The 19,546-nt window shown below is 48.9% G+C and carries 19 protein-coding genes; 17 read left to right on the top strand and 2 right to left on the bottom strand.

Annotated features, from left to right (window positions below; genetic code table 11):
• The first annotated feature begins 191 nt into the window (after nt 1-191).
• The 17 genes from ADU22_RS03100 (at nt 192) to flgL (ending at nt 17,083) form a co-directional block, all read left to right on the top strand.
• Nucleotides 192-1,193 carry a bifunctional metallophosphatase/5'-nucleotidase gene (locus tag ADU22_RS03100; RefSeq protein ID WP_053360860.1) on the top strand — a complete coding sequence of 334 codons (1,002 nt, stop codon included), beginning with the start codon at nt 192-194 and terminating at the stop codon, nt 1,191-1,193.
• A 184-nt stretch (nt 1,194-1,377) separates the two neighbouring features.
• Nucleotides 1,378-3,351, top strand: a complete 1,974-nt coding sequence (locus ADU22_RS03095; RefSeq protein WP_053360859.1) for a sigma-54-dependent Fis family transcriptional regulator — start codon at nt 1,378-1,380, stop codon at nt 3,349-3,351.
• Between the two features lie 311 nt (nt 3,352-3,662).
• Nucleotides 3,663-5,015: a dihydrolipoyl dehydrogenase gene (gene lpdA, locus ADU22_RS03090; RefSeq protein WP_053360858.1), complete on the top strand. Its 1,353-nt coding sequence runs from the start codon at nt 3,663-3,665 to the stop codon at nt 5,013-5,015.
• Nucleotides 5,016-5,075: 60 nt separating this feature from the next.
• On the top strand, nt 5,076-6,023 hold the full coding sequence (locus ADU22_RS03085) for a thiamine pyrophosphate-dependent dehydrogenase E1 component subunit alpha (RefSeq protein ID WP_053360857.1): 948 nt from the start codon (nt 5,076-5,078) through the stop codon (nt 6,021-6,023).
• A gap of 18 nt (nt 6,024-6,041) precedes the next feature.
• Nucleotides 6,042-7,100, top strand: a complete 1,059-nt coding sequence (locus tag ADU22_RS03080) for an alpha-ketoacid dehydrogenase subunit beta (RefSeq protein WP_053360856.1) — start codon at nt 6,042-6,044, stop codon at nt 7,098-7,100.
• Between the two features lie 13 nt (nt 7,101-7,113).
• Entirely contained in the window at nt 7,114-8,373 is a 1,260-nt protein-coding gene (locus ADU22_RS03075; protein WP_053360855.1) for a dihydrolipoamide acetyltransferase family protein, read from the top strand.
• A gap of 564 nt (nt 8,374-8,937) precedes the next feature.
• Nucleotides 8,938-10,413, top strand: a complete 1,476-nt coding sequence (gene fliD, locus ADU22_RS03070) for a flagellar filament capping protein FliD (RefSeq protein ID WP_053360854.1) — start codon at nt 8,938-8,940, stop codon at nt 10,411-10,413.
• Nucleotides 10,410-10,889, top strand: a complete 480-nt coding sequence (locus ADU22_RS03065) for a hypothetical protein (RefSeq protein WP_053360853.1) — start codon at nt 10,410-10,412, stop codon at nt 10,887-10,889. The genes fliD and ADU22_RS03065 overlap by 4 nt, the downstream gene beginning before the upstream one ends.
• A 21-nt stretch (nt 10,890-10,910) precedes the next feature.
• Entirely contained in the window at nt 10,911-11,279 is a 369-nt protein-coding gene (fliS, locus tag ADU22_RS03060) for a flagellar export chaperone FliS (protein ID WP_053360852.1), read from the top strand.
• 83 nt (nt 11,280-11,362) lie between these two features.
• A complete protein-coding gene (gene motA, locus ADU22_RS03055; protein WP_053360851.1) occupies nt 11,363-12,163 on the top strand; it encodes a flagellar motor stator protein MotA in 801 nt (266 codons plus the stop codon).
• Entirely contained in the window at nt 12,150-12,923 is a 774-nt protein-coding gene (gene motB, locus ADU22_RS03050) for a flagellar motor protein MotB (RefSeq protein ID WP_053360850.1), read from the top strand. Before motA ends, motB begins: the two co-directional genes overlap by 14 nt.
• Nucleotides 12,924-12,936: 13 nt before the next feature.
• Nucleotides 12,937-13,356 (top strand): flagellar basal body-associated FliL family protein, encoded by a 420-nt coding sequence (locus tag ADU22_RS03045; protein ID WP_053360849.1) that lies wholly within the window; start codon nt 12,937-12,939, stop codon nt 13,354-13,356.
• 64 nt (nt 13,357-13,420) lie between these two features.
• Nucleotides 13,421-13,843 carry a hypothetical protein gene (locus tag ADU22_RS03040; RefSeq protein WP_053360848.1) on the top strand — a complete coding sequence of 141 codons (423 nt, stop codon included), beginning with the start codon at nt 13,421-13,423 and terminating at the stop codon, nt 13,841-13,843.
• A gap of 24 nt (nt 13,844-13,867) precedes the next feature.
• Entirely contained in the window at nt 13,868-14,137 is a 270-nt protein-coding gene (gene flgM / locus ADU22_RS03035; RefSeq protein WP_053360847.1) for a flagellar biosynthesis anti-sigma factor FlgM, read from the top strand.
• Between the two features lie 22 nt (nt 14,138-14,159).
• Nucleotides 14,160-14,642 (top strand): flagellar protein FlgN, encoded by a 483-nt coding sequence (locus ADU22_RS03030; protein WP_053360846.1) that lies wholly within the window; start codon nt 14,160-14,162, stop codon nt 14,640-14,642.
• A gap of 50 nt (nt 14,643-14,692) precedes the next feature.
• On the top strand, nt 14,693-16,177 hold the full coding sequence (gene flgK, locus ADU22_RS03025; RefSeq protein ID WP_053360845.1) for a flagellar hook-associated protein FlgK: 1,485 nt from the start codon (nt 14,693-14,695) through the stop codon (nt 16,175-16,177).
• Between the two features lie 24 nt (nt 16,178-16,201).
• Nucleotides 16,202-17,083 (top strand): flagellar hook-associated protein FlgL, encoded by an 882-nt coding sequence (gene flgL / locus ADU22_RS03020; protein ID WP_053360844.1) that lies wholly within the window; start codon nt 16,202-16,204, stop codon nt 17,081-17,083.
• Nucleotides 17,084-17,641: 558 nt separating this feature from the next.
• Here the strand turns inward: flgL and ADU22_RS03015 are convergent.
• Nucleotides 17,642-18,484: a flagellar hook-basal body protein gene (locus tag ADU22_RS03015; protein WP_053360843.1), complete on the bottom strand. Its 843-nt coding sequence runs from the start codon at nt 18,482-18,484 to the stop codon at nt 17,642-17,644.
• Between the two features lie 17 nt (nt 18,485-18,501).
• Entirely contained in the window at nt 18,502-19,350 is an 849-nt protein-coding gene (locus tag ADU22_RS03010) for a flagellar hook-basal body protein (protein WP_053360842.1), read from the bottom strand.
• Nucleotides 19,351-19,546 lie beyond the last annotated feature (196 nt).

Below are 19,546 nucleotides of genomic sequence, written 5' to 3'. Positions count from 1 at the left end.
CCTGTTGTCAGCTTGTCCGCTATCATGCCCACATGAGAAAACGCAGTCCAATGTGGACCAGGTGGTGATAAAAGTGAGGCACGAGAACCGTCCCCATGCTTACGTTATTTTAATGCAGTGTTCATTCTGCCTTTACATTGTTGTTTTACAATTCATTTAGTATGTGAACAAAATGGATTGGAGGAATCAGGATGAAAAGGAATTGGTTGGCGGGCTGTTTATCGCTGGCGATGGCTGCCGCACTTGTCGTGCAGCCATCCGCGGCGGGGGCGGAAAAGCTGAAGGAAGGGGAGAAATTTGAACTGACAATTCTCCAGACGAATGATATTCACGGCCATTTGGATGATCTCTTCACACGCGAGGATGGCAGCGTCCATCACAATTCGATTGCGAAGTATGCGACGATTATTGAAGAGGTTCGCGATGAAGAGGAGAATGTGCTTCTTGTCGATGGCGGGGATGTCTTCCTGCGCGGCGAATTCCAGGCCGGTCAGGGAGAGTTGGAGACTTCTATTTTAAAAGAGCTGGGCTATGATTCCATGGTGCTCGGAAACAATGACTTCCGCGTCTATCCTGCCGGCGAGGGCAATCCGGAAAGCCTCTACCAGCAATTAAAGGATTATCATCGCAACGTGAATTTTCAAATCCTTGCTGGCAATGTCGTTGACAGGGATACAGGAAAGTACATACAGAATGTGAAACCTTGGAAAGGATTCACATTTGGCGGCGTGAAAGTCGGCATAGTTGGCATCACATCGATGAAGCCTGAGCTCCGCGGCTGGAATGACGTTGCAGGGCTGGATTTCATCGAACCAGTCCAGGCGCTGAAAGGATTGCTTCTGGAAGTGAGTGAAAAGGCGGATATCAGCGTCGTCCTTTCTCACGCCGGAAATGACGAAGACCACAAGCTCGCCCAGGTTCCCGGAGTATCAGCGGTGATCGGTGCAGATACCCACAAGATCATCGAAACACCCGAATACGAATTCAACGGCGAGGTGATGGTGCCGATTACGCAGGCCGGCGGAGAACAGGAACATTATTTGGGCCGCCTCGATCTAACTTTTGAAGTGGTGGACGGCAGCATGAAGCTGGTGGAATCGGATGGATTCCTGTACGATGTCACAAATGTCCCGGCAGACCCGGAGATACAAGGCATGATCGATGAGTATCGTGCGGAGATGAGTGTGCAGTAAACGATAATCATTTGAAGTAACGGCTAAGCGGGGATGTACGCTTTTTCGTTTGGTGGCTAAGGGGCAGTTTCGGCTACTTTCGTCCCCACGATTCACGAGACCATGGTGGGACAGCAAACCTGTCCCACCTGCCCTTTTATGTTATAATATTCTCATAATTCCCTATTTAATATGGAGGATATAGATGGAGAATTCACTGACGAGAGATATCGTTTTGGCGGAGGAATATAACGCTTCTGTTAATCAAATTTGGAAGCGTTATCAGGATCTGGGGCAATATACGGGAACTGGAGTGCGTGAAACGATTATTCATTCATGGGAGGATTCGAAAAGGCTTGGAGTGAGTCCTTTTCAAAATCGAAATCATGAAATCATCCACGGGAGTGACCTGGAAGAACGGCTGGAAAGAAATGCGGAATTGCTTTCGTTTGCGAAGCCTAAAATCAATCATTTGTTCGACTTTTTAAAAGAGACGAAAACAATGCTTTCGATTGTTGATTACCAAGGGACAGTTTTATATTCGAGCGGGGAACGGAGTGTGCTGAAAAAAGCGGAGAAGATCGACATTTATGATGGAGGCATTTGGACCGAAAAATCGGCTGGAACGAATGCCGCCGGGCTTGCCTTGAAAACAAAGCAACACGCCCAAGTGCTGTACTCAGAGCATTTCTGTGAGAAAAACCATGACTGGTTTTGTTCCGCCTTTCCCATCCTATACCCATATACGCATGAGCTATTAGGCGTCATTAATATTGCCGGCGCCAATCATCAGTTAAATCCACACACCATTCAGTATATCTTTTCAGAAGCGAATCAAATTTCCAAAGCCATTCAACAGTATTTTTTCAAACATGCATTAAAAAACCATTTATTTTTACATACAGCATTGGAAGGGATTGAAGATGAGGTCCTCATCATTGACCTCGGGAAAAATGTTGTGGAAAGGAACGGTGCCGCAAAATCCCATTCTATCTTCCGTCAACTTCCCACCATTACAACAGTGCCGGAGTTAAACCAACTTGTTGAAAAAGTGCTGCGAACCGGACAATCGGTGATAAGGGAAAAAGTGAAGCTGGATCAGCAGAAACAACACTTTATTTGCTCGGTTTATCCTGTCACATTTCAGGCCGATCCATTGGGGGCTGTGATTTTTTTTAGAAAGAATGGCGAGATTCCTGCATTGACAACGAAAAAGCCTCATCCGCCCCGTTCCGCTAAAACGAAAACAACCCGCTACAGTTTTGATGACATGATCGGTTCATCACAGGAATTTGCAGCTGTTGTGAAAAAAGCGCGAAAAGCAGCGTGCATCGATTCCACACTGTTTTTATCAGGTGAAACGGGGACGGGGAAAGAAGTATTTGCCCAGTCGATTCATCAAGCCAGCGACCGGCGCCATCATCCGTTCATCGCGATTAATTGTGGAGCGGTTCCTCACGGCTTGCTTGAAAGTGAATTATTCGGGTACGAACCCGGTGCTTTTACCGGTGCCAAATCAAAAGGCCAGCCTGGAAAATTTGAAATGGCGCAGGGCGGGACGATTTTCCTTGATGAAATTGCAGATATGCCATTGGAATTGCAAGTTCATCTTCTTCGCATCCTTGAAGAGAGGGTGGTCACGAGACTTGGCGGTGACAAAACAATCCCGCTTGATGTCCGTGTGATTGCCGCAACCCATAAAAACTTGATCCAAGCCATTGAAAAAGGCGAATTTCGCGAGGATCTGATGTACCGGCTTCAGGTCATCCAATTAGAAATTCCCTCCTTGCGTGAAAGAAGCAGTGATATTCCGGCCCTTGTCCATCATTTTATTCAGGAAATGGGCAGAGAGTTTGGAAAACAAGAGGTCTTTGTTCAGGAAAAAACGATGCAGTGCCTCACGCAATACCCATGGCCGGGAAATATACGGGAGCTCAGGAATGTCATTCAACAAGCGCTCTTTAATATGGAAGGAAATCAGCTGACGCCATTCGATCTCCCGCGAGATTTAATGAAACAGCCGAGGGATGCCGAAAAGGAGAGACTGATTGAAGCCCTGGTCAAGGAAAATGGAAATGTTACAGCCGCAGCCAGAACCCTGCAGATTTCGCGGGCTACCATGTATCGGAAACTGAAATTATATCAACTGAAGGCGGAAGATTGGAAGGGGAATATATAGAAAGGTGCAGGCGGATCAGACCGCGGCTAATATAAAACTTTAACATAACCATTAATAAACGCTCTCTTTTCCTTGCAAAATAAAAAAGGAAATAGAGGGCTTTTTTTATTTCTCACATGAGACAGTTGAGACACTTGAGAAAGTTTGCGTCTCATTGATACAGATTCCAAAGGTGCGGAAGTTCAATCCCTTGCTCCCATCTATTGATATAGCAATCTTTTTGAGATTTTTTAAAAGTTGGCACGCTTCTTGCATAGAAACTAAGTGTAATCAACTTTCACTATAAGACGAAAGCAAGGTGATGAAACCAAATGAAGGAATTTGACCTCGTTGTCATTGGTGCAGGACCTGGCGGATATGTTCCCGCCATTCGGGCCGCCCAATTAGGCAAAAGCGTAGCCATCGTCGAAAAGAAAAAGCTGGGCGGCACTTGTTTGAATGTCGGCTGTATTCCTTCGAAAGCCCTTCTAAAACACAGTGAGCTTGTGGAAGAGATTCAAAAGGCCAACCGTTGGGGAATACATACCGGCGAGATTTCCATCGATTTTTCCAAATTGATGGCGCGGAAAGATCAAGTTGTCAAAACCTTGGCAGGCGGTGTTGAACACCTGTTAAAAAAGAACCAGATTCAAGTTTACCAGGGGGAGGCGTCTGTAGCGGAAGATTTAACCGTGACGGTTGGCGCCGAAAAGCTGAGGGGGAAGGACCTTTTATTGGCCACTGGAAGCCGCCCTTTTATCCCGCCGATTAAAGGCTTGGACCAAGTAAACTATGTCACGACTGATACATTCTTTGATTTGAAGGAATTGCCGGGAACGATGGCGATCATCGGCGGCGGAGTGATTTCCGTTGAGCTGGCCGTTGCAATGGCCCCGCTTGGAACCGATGTCACCATTATCGAAGTGGCTCCTGACATTCTATTAACCGAAGATGAGGATGCTCGCAAAATCATTAAAAGGCATTTGAAAAAGAAAAACATAAAGACCATTACTCTGGCAGAAATTCAGGAAGTGAGAGATGGAAAAGTCCTTTTACCAGATAAGGAAATCCCATTTGATACACTTCTGGTCGCAACGGGACGTCAGCCGAACCTTGAAGTTGCCGCCGACTTGAACTTAAAAATGGATGAAGGAGACAAGTTTGTGGCGGTCAATGAACTTTATGAAACAAGCAAAAAGCATGTATATGCGGTGGGTGACTTAATTGGCGGGTATCAGCTGGCTCACGCAGCAAGTGCGGAAGGCCTGATTGCCGTCCATGCCATGAACGGTGAAAGGCCACAGCACCTAGATCAAACGGACATCCCGCGATGCGTTTATACCCATCCGGAAATAGCTTCTTTCGGGCTGAGCGAGGAACAAGCGAAAAAAGCTCATTATGATGTGGAAGTCACTATCACTCCTCTTGCTGGAAATGCGAAAGCCATCGCGGAGGGGGAAAGAGAAGGGTTTGTAAAAATTATCTCTGATAAAAACTACGGTGAAATTCTCGGGGCTGTCATTGTTGGTGCCAAAGCGACCGAGCTCATTGGCGGGATACTGGCCATGAAGCACTCTGAAGGGACAATGAATGAGCTGGCAAGCCTGGTCCATGCCCATCCAGCCATTTCTGAAGCAATAGGCGAAAATGCAAACGCTTTATTCAAGCAAGCGATCCATGCTTAAGCGGCACCAGACCCGGGATCAATCATAAATATCATTAATTTTCAAAGGGAGGAATTATCAATGGAAAAGAAAGAAGTGCTTTGGATTTATCAAAAAATGAATGAAATCCGCTTTTTTGAAGAAGAAGTGCATCGTACGTTTGGAAAGGGACTAATCCCTGGGTTTGTCCATTTGTATGCAGGAGAAGAGGCGGTGGCAACAGGGGTTATGGCCTTGCTGGAGGATGAGGATTACATCACAAGTACCCACCGCGGCCATGGACATGCGATTGCAAAAGGCTGTGATATCAGAGGGATGATGGCTGAAATCATGGGTAAAAAAGATGGTCTTGGCGGCGGAAAAGGTGGCTCGATGCACGTTGCCGATGTTGAAAAAGGAATGCTTGGTGCCAATGGAATTGTTGGCGGCGGCTTTGGTTTGGCAGCAGGGGCGGCGCTTAGTATTAAGACTTTGGGTCGGGACAATGTCGCGGTCTGCTTCTTCGGTGACGGGGCCTCGAATGAAGGAACCTTCCATGAAGGATTGAACCTCGCTTCGATTTTAGACTTGCCGGTTGTTTTCGTCTGTGAAAACAACCAGTTTGGAGAAGGGACGCCATTCAGATATGCAAGTGCATCCGAGACGGTTGCTGAACGGGCCTCTGCTTATAATATGCCTGGCGTCCGTGTCGATGGGATGGATGTTGAAGCCGTATATAGTGCCACAAAAGAAGCGATTGCACGGGCGAAGGCGGGGGAAGGCCCTACATTGATTGAGTGCGATACGTACCGCATGTTTGGCCACTTTGAAGGAGATGAACAGAAATATAAAACCGATCAGGATCCAAACAGGGACCGCGACCCGATTGTCGAGTTCCGTGAAAAAGCGATCCAAAATGGCTGGATGACGGAAAAAGAAGCAAACGACATTAAGGAAGCAGCATTAGAAACCATCAAGGACGCTGTGGAATTTGCCGAGGCAAGTCCAATGCCAGATTTAGATACTTTGTATACCGATATCTTTGCATAAGAAGAGGAGGAATGGAAAATGACAAAAAGAGAAGTTACTTTTATGACGGCCATTACCGAAGCAATGGCACAGGCGATGCGAAAAGATGAAAGTGTCATCTTGATTGGAACGGATGTTGCCGGCGGTGCGGAAGTCGATCACTTAGTAAAAGATGATGGCCGATATGATGATGCATTTGGCGGGGTTTTCGGATTATCGAAAGGGCTGGTCACGGAGTTCGGGCGCGGACGAGTGATTGATACACCGATTGCCGAGCATGGCTATTTTGGTGCGGCAGTCGGTGCGGCGGCAACTGGCTTGCGGCCGATTGCGGAATTGATGTTTAACGATTTTATTGGCTTTGCACTTGATCCAATTTTAAACCAAGGCGCAAAAATGCGTTATATGTTTGGCGGCAAGGCGAAGATTCCGCTGACCGTGAGGACGGTCCACGGGGCAGGCGCAGGGGCGGCGGCCCAGCACTCGCAAACTTTATATGGATGGTTCGGCTCAATCCCAGGGGTGAAGGTGGTTGTCCCGTCCAATCCATATGATGCTAAAGGCTTGATGCTGGCAGCGATTGAAGAAGATAACCTGGTTGTCTTCTCTGAAGATAAAATGCTTTATGGCATGAAAGGCAATGTGCCGGAGGACTATTACACGATTGAAATCGGGAAAGCGAATGTTGTTCACGAAGGAATGGACTTGACGATTGTTGCAATCGGTAAAATGGTCCAAGTGGCGCAAAAAACGGCTGACACCTTACGGAAGGATGATATCTCTGTAGAGGTCATTGATTTAAGAACGGTTGCCCCTTGGGATCAAGAAACTGTGCTGGAATCGGTGAAGAAAACCGGCCGCCTGATTGTGATTGATGAATCCAATCCGCATAACAACACAGCAACAGACATTGCTTCTGTTGTAGCGGACAAAGCGTTTGATTATTTGGATGGCCCGATTAAAACAGTGTGCGCGCCAAATACACCTGTACCGTTTGCACAGAACCTGGAACAAGCCTATATTCCGGACGTGAAGAAAGTGTTAACTGTGGCGGAAGAGTTAATTACAGATTTGAAGAAAAAAGCAGTAAGAGTTTAGGAGGTGAATGAGGATGAGCCAAGTCATTGTAATGCCTAAATTGGGAATGACCATGACGGAAGGAACCATTGTTGAGTGGCATAAAGAGGTGGGGGAACCCGTAAGCGAAGGCGAAGCGGTGCTAACGATCAGCTCGGAAAAATTGACCCAGGAAGTGGAGGCACCCGTTTCGGGAGTGCTGCTGACGAAAAAGGCGGATGTCGATGACCAGCTGGAAGTTGGCGCGGCGATTGCTGTGATAGGGGCAGAAGGGGAAACTGTAAATGAGGTCGCGGTTGAGGCACCGGCAGCGGTTGCTGACAAGGTGGAAGCTGTGACGGATTCTGCGGCGGCTCCAGTGCGTGAGGAAGCAGCAAAGAAACCAGCAGGTGACCGGATTTTTATTACCCCGCTGGCCAGAAAGATCGCGAAAGAACACCAGCTGGATATTGCCCTGGTTGATGGTACAGGCGGAAACGGCCGGATTACGAAACGCGACGTCGAGCGTGCCATCCAAGAAGGTTCGGCTGCGGCAGTTGTCGAAGGGAAATCCGAGGCTCCTATAGCGGAACCGGCTCGGGTTTCGCCAGTAAGCGATGAAACTATTGGCGCCGGCCTTAAGCCAATGCGAAAAGCGATTGCGCGGAACATGCGCAGAAGCTTGGGGCAAACCGCTCAATTGACGATCCATCGCAAGGTGCGTGCCAATGAATTAATCGACTTCCAGAAGATGCTGAGAACGCAAGTTGAATCGGCTGAATTGGATGTCAAGCTCACGATCACCGTACTGGTTGCAAGGGCGGCCATTCTCGCTCTGCAAGAGATGAAGCAAATGAATTCCCGCTATGTGGACGGCACATTGACTGAATTTGATGAAGTTCATCTAGGCATTGCCACTTCTTTGGAGGATGGCCTGGTTGTCCCTGTTGTGAAGAATGCCCATCAAAAAACGATCGGCACCCTTGCCAAAGAAATCAAGGACATCTCAACAAAAGCAAGAAACGGCGAAGCAAGCGGAGAGCTGCTGACAGGCTCCACTTTCACTATTACAAATCTAGGGGCAAGTGGAATCGAATACTTTACACCCATCTTAAATACACCGGAAACAGGCATATTGGGCGTGGGTTCCTTCCAGGACGAATTGGCCTTGGATGAAGAAGGCAAAGTCCAATCCATTAAAAAAATTCCGCTCAGCCTCACCTTCGACCACCAAATCGTCGACGGCGCAACAGCAGCAGAATTTCTCAACATCCTGGCCAAGTACATCGAAACCCCATATTTGCTAGTGCTTTAGTGGGGGCGGTTCTCCCGCTTCACGAATTCGGGGTCAAGGGTACGCCCCCTTGTGTGAGGCAGGGGGGGACGGTTCTCTTGCCTCATAGTATGGTGAATAATTTGAAAAGACCGTTTGAATTCTCCCGGTTAGGATCTCACAGTCTTTTTGCTGATTATTTAAGGGAATTTAGTGCAGTTTTTGAGAAAAAGCACGGGAGCACGCGTAAAACAGTGAATTAAGCAGCCTGAATCAGGGGAGGTCTCCCTTTGACAGGCTGTTTTTTGTTTGGCTGCACCCTGTAATTCCGCTGATTGCATCAATTATTGCGGGAATTGCTTCATTACCGGGATTATTGCATCAATTTTTCCAGGGATTGCATCAATTATCCTGGTTATTTGAAAAACCTGTGTCCAGGTTGTGACAGGCCTGTTGTCAGCTTGTCCGCTATCATGCCTACATGAGAACACGCCGTACTGAGTAGATCCAAATGTCCATAAGCGATGCACGAGAACCGTCCCCATGCCTCGCTAAAGTTTTAAAAGATTATGCCGATATTAAGGTTATGAGAGTTAGAGGATCGGAGTGATTGGGTTGAGAATTGGCGGATTGGGTTCCGGCATGGATATAGATAGTTTGGTTTCAAATCTGATGAAGGCTGAAAGGATGCCTTTGGATAAACTGACGCAGCAGAAGCAGTGGATGGAATGGCAGAAGGATGGCTATCGTGACATCAACCTGATGCTGACGGAATTGAGGACAAGCGCTTCGAATCTGCGTCTGCAGTCATCTTTTAATGCGTACAGCATGACTTCCTCGAATCCGGATATCGCGACGGCCACGGCAACCGTGAATACGACGCCTGGCTATTATTCGGTCACCGTCAAGCAGCTGGCGGACTCGGCTAAATTGAATTCATCAAGCAGCCTTGGCAAAAAGTCGACCGACCTGGTTCCGGCAGGCTCGTTCACGCTAGCGACCGACAAAGGAAGTGCCACCATCACCACGGACGGGTCGGAAACGTACGGGGCGCTCGCGAAAAAAATGGCAGGCGCCGTCAATGGAAACGGCGAGTCATTGGGAATCCGGGCGAATTTTGATGATACCACTTCCCGTTTCTTCCTTTCTACGAAGGATATGGGGCCCAATACAAGGATTGAAATCTCGGGAGGGCTGGCCGACCAGCTGATGGGCGGCACAGCAGGAGCCTACAGCGGGCAGGGAAAGGATGCCCAGCTGGACTTCAAGGGCAGCGATGGAGCGAGCATCCCGATCACCGGATTAGCTTCCAATGCCGTGACAATCAACGGGATGAATATCGATCTTGTAAAAGCAGATCCTGGCACAACGGTCACCTTTAATGTCCAAAGTGACACAGAGGCTGTCTTCAACTCCATCAAGGGGTTCGTCGACAAATACAATGAAATCATCGGTAAAGTCGAAACAAAGCTGGCGGAACCGCGTTATCGCGATTATGCTCCATTAACCGAGGAGCAGAAAGAAGCGATGTCAGAGAAGGAAATTGAGCTGTGGGAAGAAAAGTCGAAAAGCGGTTTGCTTAGGAGCGACCCCATTTTGCAAAACACCGTGAACAGCTTGAGGCGGGCATTGATGGACCCGGTTCAAGGCATTTCAAACGGTGAAATCCGCCTGCTGTCGGAAATCGGGATCAATACGGGCGACTACCGGGAAGGCGGAAAGCTGTTTATTGATGAAAACAAGCTCAAAAAGGCCCTGATGGATAAGCCGGATGAAGTCATGAATTTGTTTACTAAAAATAATGCGACTGGTTCTGGTATCGGGGACCGTATTTATAAGGAATTGCAGACTTCGGTCAGGAGTCTCAGCGACCGAGCCGGCACTCCCGGAATGATGGTGGATAACAGCATTCTGTCCAAGCGGATCAGAGAGATGAATGAAGACATCGGCAATTGGCAGGAACGATTATTCAGGATAGAGGACCGGTACTGGAGTCAGTTTTCCGCCATGGAAAAAGCAATGAACAAAATGAACCAGCAAAGTCTGTGGATGCAGCAGAATCTGTTTGGCGGCATGTCATGAGTGGGGCGCAACAGTTATTAACAAAGCTTCTGCTGCTAACGGAAGAAATCATCACAGAGGCAGATGCGATTCATCCCAGCATGAAGGAGAACGCCCAGGAGCAATTGGAACACGTGCAATCACTGGTGGACCTCCGTGAATCTGCCATTAAGGAGCTTGACGCGATGCTTAAACTCCGCCGGGATGAAAATGGCGGGCTGCAGGGACTTCGTCAGAATGAAGTCGGCCAGCGGATGGGGCACCCTCAGAATGAAGTTCGCGAGCCTCAAACACCCCGCTGGAATCAAGCCGAACAGCAGCAGATAAAAACACTGCAAACACTTGAACGCACCCTGCAAATGAAAATGGGCAGCCTGCACCAGTCTTTTTCGAAGCAGATGCACCGCATCCATGAAACGAAAAGCATGTCCAAAAAATATATCGCAGCTTATCAAACGATCACCACGGATGGGTCATTCATCGATAAGCGGAAGTAAATTTCAGGAGGATTTCCTACCATGATCAATCCTTATCAATCCTATCAGCAAAGTTCTGTGATGACCGCTTCGCCGCAGGAGCTGACCCTCATGCTTTACAATGGGTGCCTGAAGTTCATCAGGCTGGCTAAAAAAGCGATGGCAGCACAGAAATTCGAGGAAAAAAACACCAATATCCTTAAGGCGCAGAAAATTGTCCAGGAACTTTATGTCACCTTGAATCCCGAAATTGAAATGTCCAGCGGCATGGGACAGCTTTATGATTACATCCATCAAAGATTGGTGGACGCCAATCTGCAAAATGACCTGGCCGCCCTCGAGGAAGCAGAGGGGCTCATGCTGGAATTCCGTGATGCCTGGAAGCAGGCGATGGAACTCGTGAAACGGTAGCCTTCCAGAGCGGAATCAACTGGGGTAAGCAGTCATCGGATGAAAACATATTTTACAACTATGAACGGAAAAGAGGGAATGGTGTGGATAAAACATCATTGTTAGGGATTATACTTGGGATTGTTGTGCTGGTTGGCGGAATGGTTTTGAAAGGGTCGGCCCCGGCCGCATTGATCAACCCGGCCGCCCTTGTCATCATTTTTCTCGGAACAGTGGCGGCTGTGGCGATTGCTTTTCCGATGAACGAATTGAAGAAGGTACCTGTTTTATTCAAGGTTATTTTCACCAATTCCAAAATAATGAGTGTCAAGGAACTGATCCCCATTTTTACGGAATGGGCGAATCTCGCAAGGAAGGAAGGTCTTCTGGCGCTGGAGGATAGTGCCGAGGAAGTGGAGGACCCTTTCCTGCAAAGAGGATTGAAAATGGTCGTTGACGGCCAGTCGCCCGAGCTGGTCCGAGCGATGCTCGAGGAGGAGATCGCCGCCATGGAGGACCGCCATGAGCTTGGGGCAAAAATCTTCTCGCAGGCCGGTACCTATGCGCCGACACTGGGTGTTCTTGGCGCCGTGATGGGCCTTGTTTCCGCCCTGGGCCACCTCGAGGATGTCGCCTTGCTTGGGAAATCGATTTCGGCTGCGTTCATTGCCACGCTGTTCGGGATTTTCTCAGGCTACGTTTTATGGCATCCATTTGCCAATAAACTGAAGCGGAAGTCACAGGAGGAAGCGAGAATCAAGCAGATTATGGTGGAAGGGCTGCTTGCTGTCCAGGAAGGCATTCCATCGCGATTGGTGGAAGAGAAAATGCTGACCTACCTTCCGGCAAAGGACCGGGTTCTGGAAGCAGAAGCAAGGGAAGGTGGCCGTGTTGAAGCGTACTAAAAAGCATGAAGAACATGTGGATGAGTCTTGGCTGATTCCATATGCCGATATTCTGACGCTGCTGCTCGCCTTGTTCATCGTCCTTTTTGCCGCCAGCGAAGTGGATTCAAAAAAATTCGAAGCGATTGCCAAGTCGTTCAACTCTGCGATGGAAGGCGGGACAGGCGTCCTTGACTACAATTCGCCCGTGGAACCCATTGATGAAACAGGGCAGATTCCAAAGCAGGGAGAAGCCTCGACCGAGCAGAAGCCGGAGCATGAGGAATCGGAAATGACGCCGGAACAGGACTTTAAAGAGCTTGGGGAACTTCAGCAATCGATTGAAGGATACATTGAAGAGAAAGGGCTGTCGCCAAGGCTGCAGACCGAACTGACCGCACAGGGTTTACTCGTGACGATTACCGATGAAGTGCTGTTTCGCTCGGGAGACGGGGATGTGACAAATGAGGCCAGGAAGCTGGCTGTGGAAATGTCCCATCTGCTCGTATCGGACCCGCCGAGGCAGATTGTGATTGAAGGGCACACGGATAACCAGCCAATCCGGACGGCGAAATACCCGTCGAACTGGGAGCTTAGCTCCGCGAGGGCGATCAATTTTATGAAAATCCTAATTGAAAATCCGAAACTGGATCCAAGGAAATTCAGTGCAACAGGATATGGTGAATACCAGCCGGTCGATACGAACGACACACTCGAGGGCAGGGCGAAAAACCGCCGGGTGGAAGTGCTGATTTTACCGTATCAACAACAAAATGAATAGGCAGAGGTGACCTATGGGGAAATTGAACATCTTTCTTGCCATTACCGCAGTAGTGGTGATTGGCTTGGGATCGGTCTTCTTTTTAGGGAAAGACGCATTTGGATTTGGAAGTGACAAAAAGCCATCGGTGGAAGACGTTGTCGAATTGAGCGTCGATACCGATGTCATCACCACCAACCTGGCCTCCAATAACTTTGCTGTCGTCCAGTTTAATATTTTGCTGGACAGCAAGGAAGCAAAGGCTGAGCTGGATATGAGAAAGCCTGAAGTGAGGGCGGCGGTGATTGCCATCCTTGCCGGCTTTACCAAGGACCAGCTGACAGGAAGGGAAGGGATTGCCAACCTGGAAGAGGAGCTGTATGCAAAGTTGGAGGCAATGGTCGAGTCGGGACGGGTTGAAAGAGTTTTAGTGACAGAATTCAAGGTGCAATAACGTAAAATGAGCTTAATATTTTACAGGTATTTGCCGATATATATAGAAACCGGGTGGTTTTAACATGCAGTCAGCCCAATTGGATAATTGCCTATACTGCGGAAGGTTATATGTAAAAGAACATTCAGATTGCTGCCTGGATTGCTTCAAGGAAATGGAGCAGCAATTGCTCCGGGTAACAGAGTTTTTAGCGAAAGATAAAAATCGCGATGTTACCGTTGCAATGATCAGCGAGAGTACGGAGGTTTCCGTAAAACGAATTGCTGGTTTCATCCGTGACGGCCGCATTTACGCCGAGGATTTTCCTAATCTTGGATATCCATGCGCCTATTGTGGTACATTGATTAAAAAGCAAATTCTTTGTCACAGCTGTTTTGAAGGTTTAGCGCTTGAAATCGAGCACTCCATCACGAAAGATGGAGTGGGCGGGAACCGGCAGACAGCCTATCGAGAGTCGCAATATTGGCGGTTAAAACAAGAAAAATAACAGCGTCCGCATGGTGGTGAGAGAATGAATATCGATAAATCGTCAGGTCCATTCTATATTCAGCCGTATCAAAAACAAACTCAAGTCTCGAAAGTGGAAAAAACAAAACCAGTGCAAAATGAGGACCAGCTTCAAATTTCACAGCAGGCGAAAGAGATGTTTGAAAAGAAGGGTGCAGACCCGGCCAGACAGGAAAAAATCAAGGCATTAAAAGCCCAGATCCAGTCCGGGGAATACCAGGTCAGCCCGGAGCAGGTTGCGAATAAGGTCTTTAAATTCTGGTTTGACAAATAGAGGATAAACAGGGGGAAGCCGGGTGGTTGAGTTCATCATTCAGACTCTTGAAAACATGATTATCACACAAAAACAGCTTATCAGCCTTTCGGAACGGAAAAAAACGGCTTTGATCCAGCGGGATGTGTCTGAGCTGAATGGTATTGTCGGGGAAGAAGCCAGGCTGGTCAAGCTGTTCGGCGAATTGGAAAACCAGCGGCTTGAGCAGGCGGAACTCATTCTGCAGGCACATCCGTCCCTAACCTTCGGCCAATTGGCAGATGCCGTTCCTGCCGAGTCTGGCGGAAAGCTGCGGTCCCGCATCGATACATTAAAGGAGCTTATGGCCGAGCTGCAGGAAAAAAACAAGGTGAATGAGCAGCTGCTTAAAGATTCCTTGAATTTTGTCCAGCATATGATTGGCCAGGTGGCCCATTCCGGTCAGCGCCATTTCAATTATCAATCCCCGCTGAGTCCGCAAAAAACGCAGGCGGGAAGCCGCGCTTTTTTTGACACAAAGGCATGAGGCCCATTGTAAATAGATAGCTTGATAGAGCGAAAAAGGAAGGGAAAAACATGGTTTCAACTTTTCATAGTTTAGAACTTGGAAAGCGCGGTTTATATGCCGGGCAGGCAGGGGTCACGACATCCGGCCACAATATGGCCAACGCCAATACAAAAGGCTATTCACGCCAGCAGGTGAATGTAACCGCGTCTCCTTCGCTCGATGTTTGGACAAGCGGCCAAGTGAACCCGGGCCAGCTTGGCTCCGGGGTGTCGCTGGATTCCATTACGCGTGTGCGGGACAGCTTTTTGGACAGGCAGTACCGCGAGCAATCGGCAGCATTTGGGGAATGGTCCGTTCAGCAGGATGCCTTGTCCAAGCTCGAAACCATCGTGAACGAACCGAGTGAAACAGGACTGCGGGCCGCCATGGACCAGTTCTGGGGAGCATGGGAGGACTTGGCCAATGAGCCAGACAGTCTGTCCGCGCGCGCCGTCATCAAGGAAAGTGCCCAGGCCCTCGTCGGGACGGCGCAGCAAATGGACCGTTCCATGGGTCAGCTTAAAAATGATTTGAACCAGCAGGCAAGTGCCAAAATCAATGACGCCAACGGTTATCTGGAGCTGATTGCCGACCTGAACCAGAGCATCAGGCGAACCGGCGTACAGGCGAACGATTTGCTCGACAAGCGCGATGTCTATGTGGAGGAGCTTTCGAAGCTTGTATCCATCAATGTTGTGGAGCGGGACGGGATGTACAGCATTAAATTGGCATCCGATGGAACCTCTTTGGTGGAAGGCACGAACATAGGAACAGTGCTTGATTCCGGGAGCAATGTAGGGAGCGGCAGCATCCTGGGTACATTCAAATCGATTGAAGCCGTCGATTCCTACCAGCAACAGCTGAACGATATGGTAAAAGGCCTTGTTTTTGGCGATATAAAAGTGGAAATTCCCGGAGGCAGCAATTTGGCAGACGGGACCGCGGTTCCGGCAGGACAGACCATGCAGATAACCGTAAAGGGCATCAATGGATTGCAGCAATTGGGCTGGTCCATGAAGGAGGATGCGAGCGGGAATGTCCAGCCAGGGGCTCCGCTGTTTGTGGGAGACGAGGACAATTTTACCATTGCTTCACTGGAAGTAAATCCGGCGATTGTTGCGGATATTCGGCTCATTGCTTCTTCACTGCGGTCCGAGGTGGTCAATGGCCAGCAAAAGGCCGTCGCTGGAAATGGGCAGCTTGCCCAGCTGATGGGCGGCCTGAGGAATCACGATGTTAGTATCAACGGCGAGTCGGGCAGCATCCATCAGTTTTACCAATCGATGATCAGCGGGCTGGGGGCCGAAAGCCAGAGGGCAAGCCGGTTTGCTGCGAATCAGGAAGCGGCCCTGATTGCGACGGAAAACAGGCGCCAGTCTGTGACGGGAGTTTCCCTTGACGAGGAGATGGCCAACTTAATTAAGTACCAGCACGCTTATAATGCCGCTGCAAGAGTGGTCACGACAACAGACCAAATGCTTGATACGATCATTAATCGGATGGCAGCCCGCTAAGTTGCTGACTGGAGGTAAACCACAATGAGAATCACACAGCAAATGCTGCATCAAAGCTCAGTCCGCCATATGAATCAAAATTTAAGCCGGTTTGAGAAAATTGGCCAGCAGGTATCGACCGGGAAGCTTCTTGCCTCCCCATCCGACGACCCGGTGAGGACAGGCAAGTCGATGAATCTAAAAAGCGCGATTGCGGCGAATCAGCAGTATACAAGAAATATTGACACAGCTTCCATGTGGCTGGAGGAAACCGACCATGTGATGAACCAAACGGTGAATATTCTCCACAGGGTGAGGGAACTGGCCGTCCAGGGTGGCAATGATGCGCTGTCAGGCCAGGACCGGGCTACTATTGCCGCAGAAGTCGAGCAGCTGGCAGGGCAGATCCGCGAGTTTCTGAATACGAAAGTGAATGGGAAGTATGTGTTCAACGGGCAAAAAACGAATCAGCCGCCCTATCCTGAAGCTGATTCCTATAAGACAAACTCCTTTGATACCGGGGCGGTGGCTTTTTCGGTGGCAGATGGTGTCATCATCAAGGCCAATGTGACGGCGGATGTGCTGTTTGGCCGTGCAGAGGATGAAAGCAATCTGTTCCAATCATTGGAAGAAATTGCAGAGGCCCTGCGGGAAGGCGGTGCCATCCCGCTTGGGAAACTGGATAAGGGGATGGACCGGATCCTGACTGCCTGGGCGGAAACCGGCGCGGTGAAAGGGCGGATGGAAGCTGTTGAGAACCGCCTCAAGGACAGCGATTACCAATTGCGGTTGATGCTGTCCAAAGTGGAGGACGTCGATTTGGCCGAGGCGATCACCAAGCTGAAAAGTGAAGAAGCCGTCTACCAGGCAAGCCTCGCAGTCACATCCAAAATGATCCAGTCTACACTGGTGGATTATCTGAGATAAATGAAAAATGGGCACTTCCCTTATCGCGGGAAGTGCCCATTTTTTTCGAATCAAAAGTGCTTGCCAGGGGTCAGGCACCGTTTAGTGTGTTAACACTTTGCTGTGGTGGGGGTCAGGCCCCCTCTAGTGCGTTAATACTTTACTGTGGTGCGTGTCAAACACTATTCCATTTAATACTAGTACTCGGTATAAATGCTGATACCTAGTCGATTTAATGCTAGTACTCGCATTAAGTTCGCTGCTATTAACCTAGTACGGGCATTATCTCTGCACTTACCAGCATTATCTCTGCACTTACCAGCATTAAATCGAGACTTACCAGCATTATATTAACCTCAACCAGCATTAAATCGAGACGTACTAGTATTAAATGAATATTTAATACTAGTACTCGCATTATTTAATCCCAACTACCAGGCAGATTAAGATAAAAAATCGCAAAATACCAAGATTCATTTGCAAATTGCTCATTAAAGGCAGGCAAACCTCGCTCAATTCCTCCACAATGTTCTTTTTACCTGCCCACTTATCAATCCCCAAAAAGTCCGGCCCTTAATTTTACCCCCTGATCGTATTCACAAGCCCCATCATGTCATCACCAAAGGAAATGGCCCGTCCCTGGGACTGGATTAACCGCTGTGTGGCAACCAGCTCGGTCATTTCTTCTCCCATGTCCACGTTTGAAGCTTCCAGTGCGCCTTGTTTCACCGTAATCGAACCGTCATTTCCCTGGGCCAGGTTGATCACCTGCAGAGTTCCGCTGGCAATCTGTTCTGCCTCATCCCCGGGCAGCTGAAACAGGTTCGAGCCCGTCTTTTCAAGAATACCTGGCCGGTTCACCCTGGCAACACTGAGCTGGAATTCGGCCGCAGGTTTAGCGGAGTCCTTAAAGGTCACTTGAATTGTCCCGTTCGCATCCGCCTTGATCGTATCATAGTCCCCGTCAAAAATAATAGGCAGATTATTATTGCCAAGCACCGAATTCCCTGATGAAGTAGTCAGGCGAACCTGGCCCGAATTCAGGACCGGCTGCAATTGAAAAGAACCGTCCCTGGTATACTGGACACCTCCACCTGCATCCACCCGGAAAAAGCCGGAACTCCCCTCAATCATAAAATCAAGGGGCCGGTCCGTTTTCAGCACGGAGCCCTGTTCGGACCGGAGAATGGTTTGCGCCATTTTTGCTCCGGAGCCGACACGGAGTCCAAGCGGCGTATTCCGGCCGAGTTCGTGCTGCGGACCCGCCTGTCTTTCAATCGAGTGGACAAGGGTGTCGGAAAAGCTGGCTTCCCTGCGTTTGTAGCCGGTGGTATTGACATTGGAAATATTGTTGGCAATGGTATCGACCTTTTTTTGCAGCTCGCGCATCGTGGTCGCTGCCGAATGGAATTGAATGCTCATTTTAATGTGCCTCCTTCTTAAACCCGGCCAATTTCGTTTACCGTTTTTTCCATGCTGCGGTCATAAGCCTGGATTACCTTTTGGTTCGACTCGAATCCGCGGTACGTGGTGATCATTTCCGTCATCGTCTGGGTGATATCGACGTTCGACTGTTCAATAAATCCCTGCTTCACCCAATTGCCGGTATTATTTAGGAACTCCACATCCTCAGCTGCCTGCGGTCCGGCTTCCGGATTGCCGGCCCAGCGCAAAAGTCCATGGCCTTCCTTTACAAGTTTCTCCGGTTGTTCTGTATATCCAATCCACAGCCGGCCATTGCCCTGCCCGTTCGATGAGAGTTGGCCGTCTGCGGAAACGGTAAATTCATTTGATTGCACCTGGATGGGCTGCAGGTTTTCATCCAGTACAGGATGCCCTTCGCTTGTTGTCAGCAAGCCTTCCTCGCTGAGGGCAAACTGCCCGTTTCTGGTATAGCGGATTTGGTTGTCATCCATTGCGACGGCAAACAACAGGGTGCCTTTTTCCTGTGTCTCCGGATTGACCGGCAGGGATTCATCCAGAAGAGCGAGGTCTGTCGTATTTCCTGTTTGCTTTAACGGACCTGGGACAAAAGAAGGAGTTCCTTCCTGGACATAGACACCTGTATGGAGGGTGCCGATGTATGGGTGCCTTGGAAGAGTAGCAGCTCCATTGCCTGAAGAGCCTGCGTTGGCGGCCCGAAGCAGCTGTGCCGGGAAGGCGCGCAAGGACGTCTGGTCCTGCTTAAAGCCTGGTGTGCCGGCATTTGCCAGGTTGTTAGTTAATATCTGCTGCTTCCGGTTATGGGCCATCATCCCGGATGTGGCGGTATATAGACCTCGAAACATTTCATTTCTCCCCTTCGACAAGATCTTCTATCGTTTCTATCGGCAAGTTTTCAATTTTGTTTAATGGATAAATATGGATGTACTGGAAATATGTTTGATATTTAATAGGCAATTACGCCTGTTACATTTTGATTAAAAAAAGTTTACAATTCTATATGTCAATGATAACCTTAATTTTAGTAATATTGTCGAATTA

This window comes from Bacillus sp. FJAT-27251 (assembly GCF_001273925.1).
Classification (GTDB): Bacteria; Bacillota; Bacilli; order Bacillales; family Cytobacillaceae; genus Mesobacillus_B.
The sequence above is the reverse complement of the archived record's forward strand: the minus strand, read 5'-3'. Positions and strand labels throughout refer to the sequence as shown.

Coding starts and splice junctions, on each gene's coding strand:
- ADU22_RS03045 (WP_053360849.1), top strand. CDS start 12,937: ATGGGGAAATTGAACATCTTTCTTGCCATTACCGCAGTAGTGGTGATT.
- ADU22_RS03085 (WP_053360857.1), top strand. CDS start 5,076: ATGGAAAAGAAAGAAGTGCTTTGGATTTATCAAAAAATGAATGAAATC.
- ADU22_RS03015 (WP_053360843.1), bottom strand. CDS start 18,484: ATGAGCATTCAATTCCATTCGGCAGCGACCACGATGCGCGAGCTGCAA.
- ADU22_RS03095 (WP_053360859.1), top strand. CDS start 1,378: ATGGAGAATTCACTGACGAGAGATATCGTTTTGGCGGAGGAATATAAC.
- flgM (WP_053360847.1), top strand. CDS start 13,868: ATGAATATCGATAAATCGTCAGGTCCATTCTATATTCAGCCGTATCAA.
- ADU22_RS03080 (WP_053360856.1), top strand. CDS start 6,042: ATGACAAAAAGAGAAGTTACTTTTATGACGGCCATTACCGAAGCAATG.
- ADU22_RS03040 (WP_053360848.1), top strand. CDS start 13,421: ATGCAGTCAGCCCAATTGGATAATTGCCTATACTGCGGAAGGTTATAT.
- flgL (WP_053360844.1), top strand. CDS start 16,202: ATGAGAATCACACAGCAAATGCTGCATCAAAGCTCAGTCCGCCATATG.
- ADU22_RS03065 (WP_053360853.1), top strand. CDS start 10,410: ATGAGTGGGGCGCAACAGTTATTAACAAAGCTTCTGCTGCTAACGGAA.
- ADU22_RS03010 (WP_053360842.1), bottom strand. CDS start 19,350: ATGTTTCGAGGTCTATATACCGCCACATCCGGGATGATGGCCCATAAC.
- ADU22_RS03100 (WP_053360860.1), top strand. CDS start 192: ATGAAAAGGAATTGGTTGGCGGGCTGTTTATCGCTGGCGATGGCTGCC.
- lpdA (WP_053360858.1), top strand. CDS start 3,663: ATGAAGGAATTTGACCTCGTTGTCATTGGTGCAGGACCTGGCGGATAT.
- flgK (WP_053360845.1), top strand. CDS start 14,693: ATGGTTTCAACTTTTCATAGTTTAGAACTTGGAAAGCGCGGTTTATAT.
- fliS (WP_053360852.1), top strand. CDS start 10,911: ATGATCAATCCTTATCAATCCTATCAGCAAAGTTCTGTGATGACCGCT.
- ADU22_RS03075 (WP_053360855.1), top strand. CDS start 7,114: ATGAGCCAAGTCATTGTAATGCCTAAATTGGGAATGACCATGACGGAA.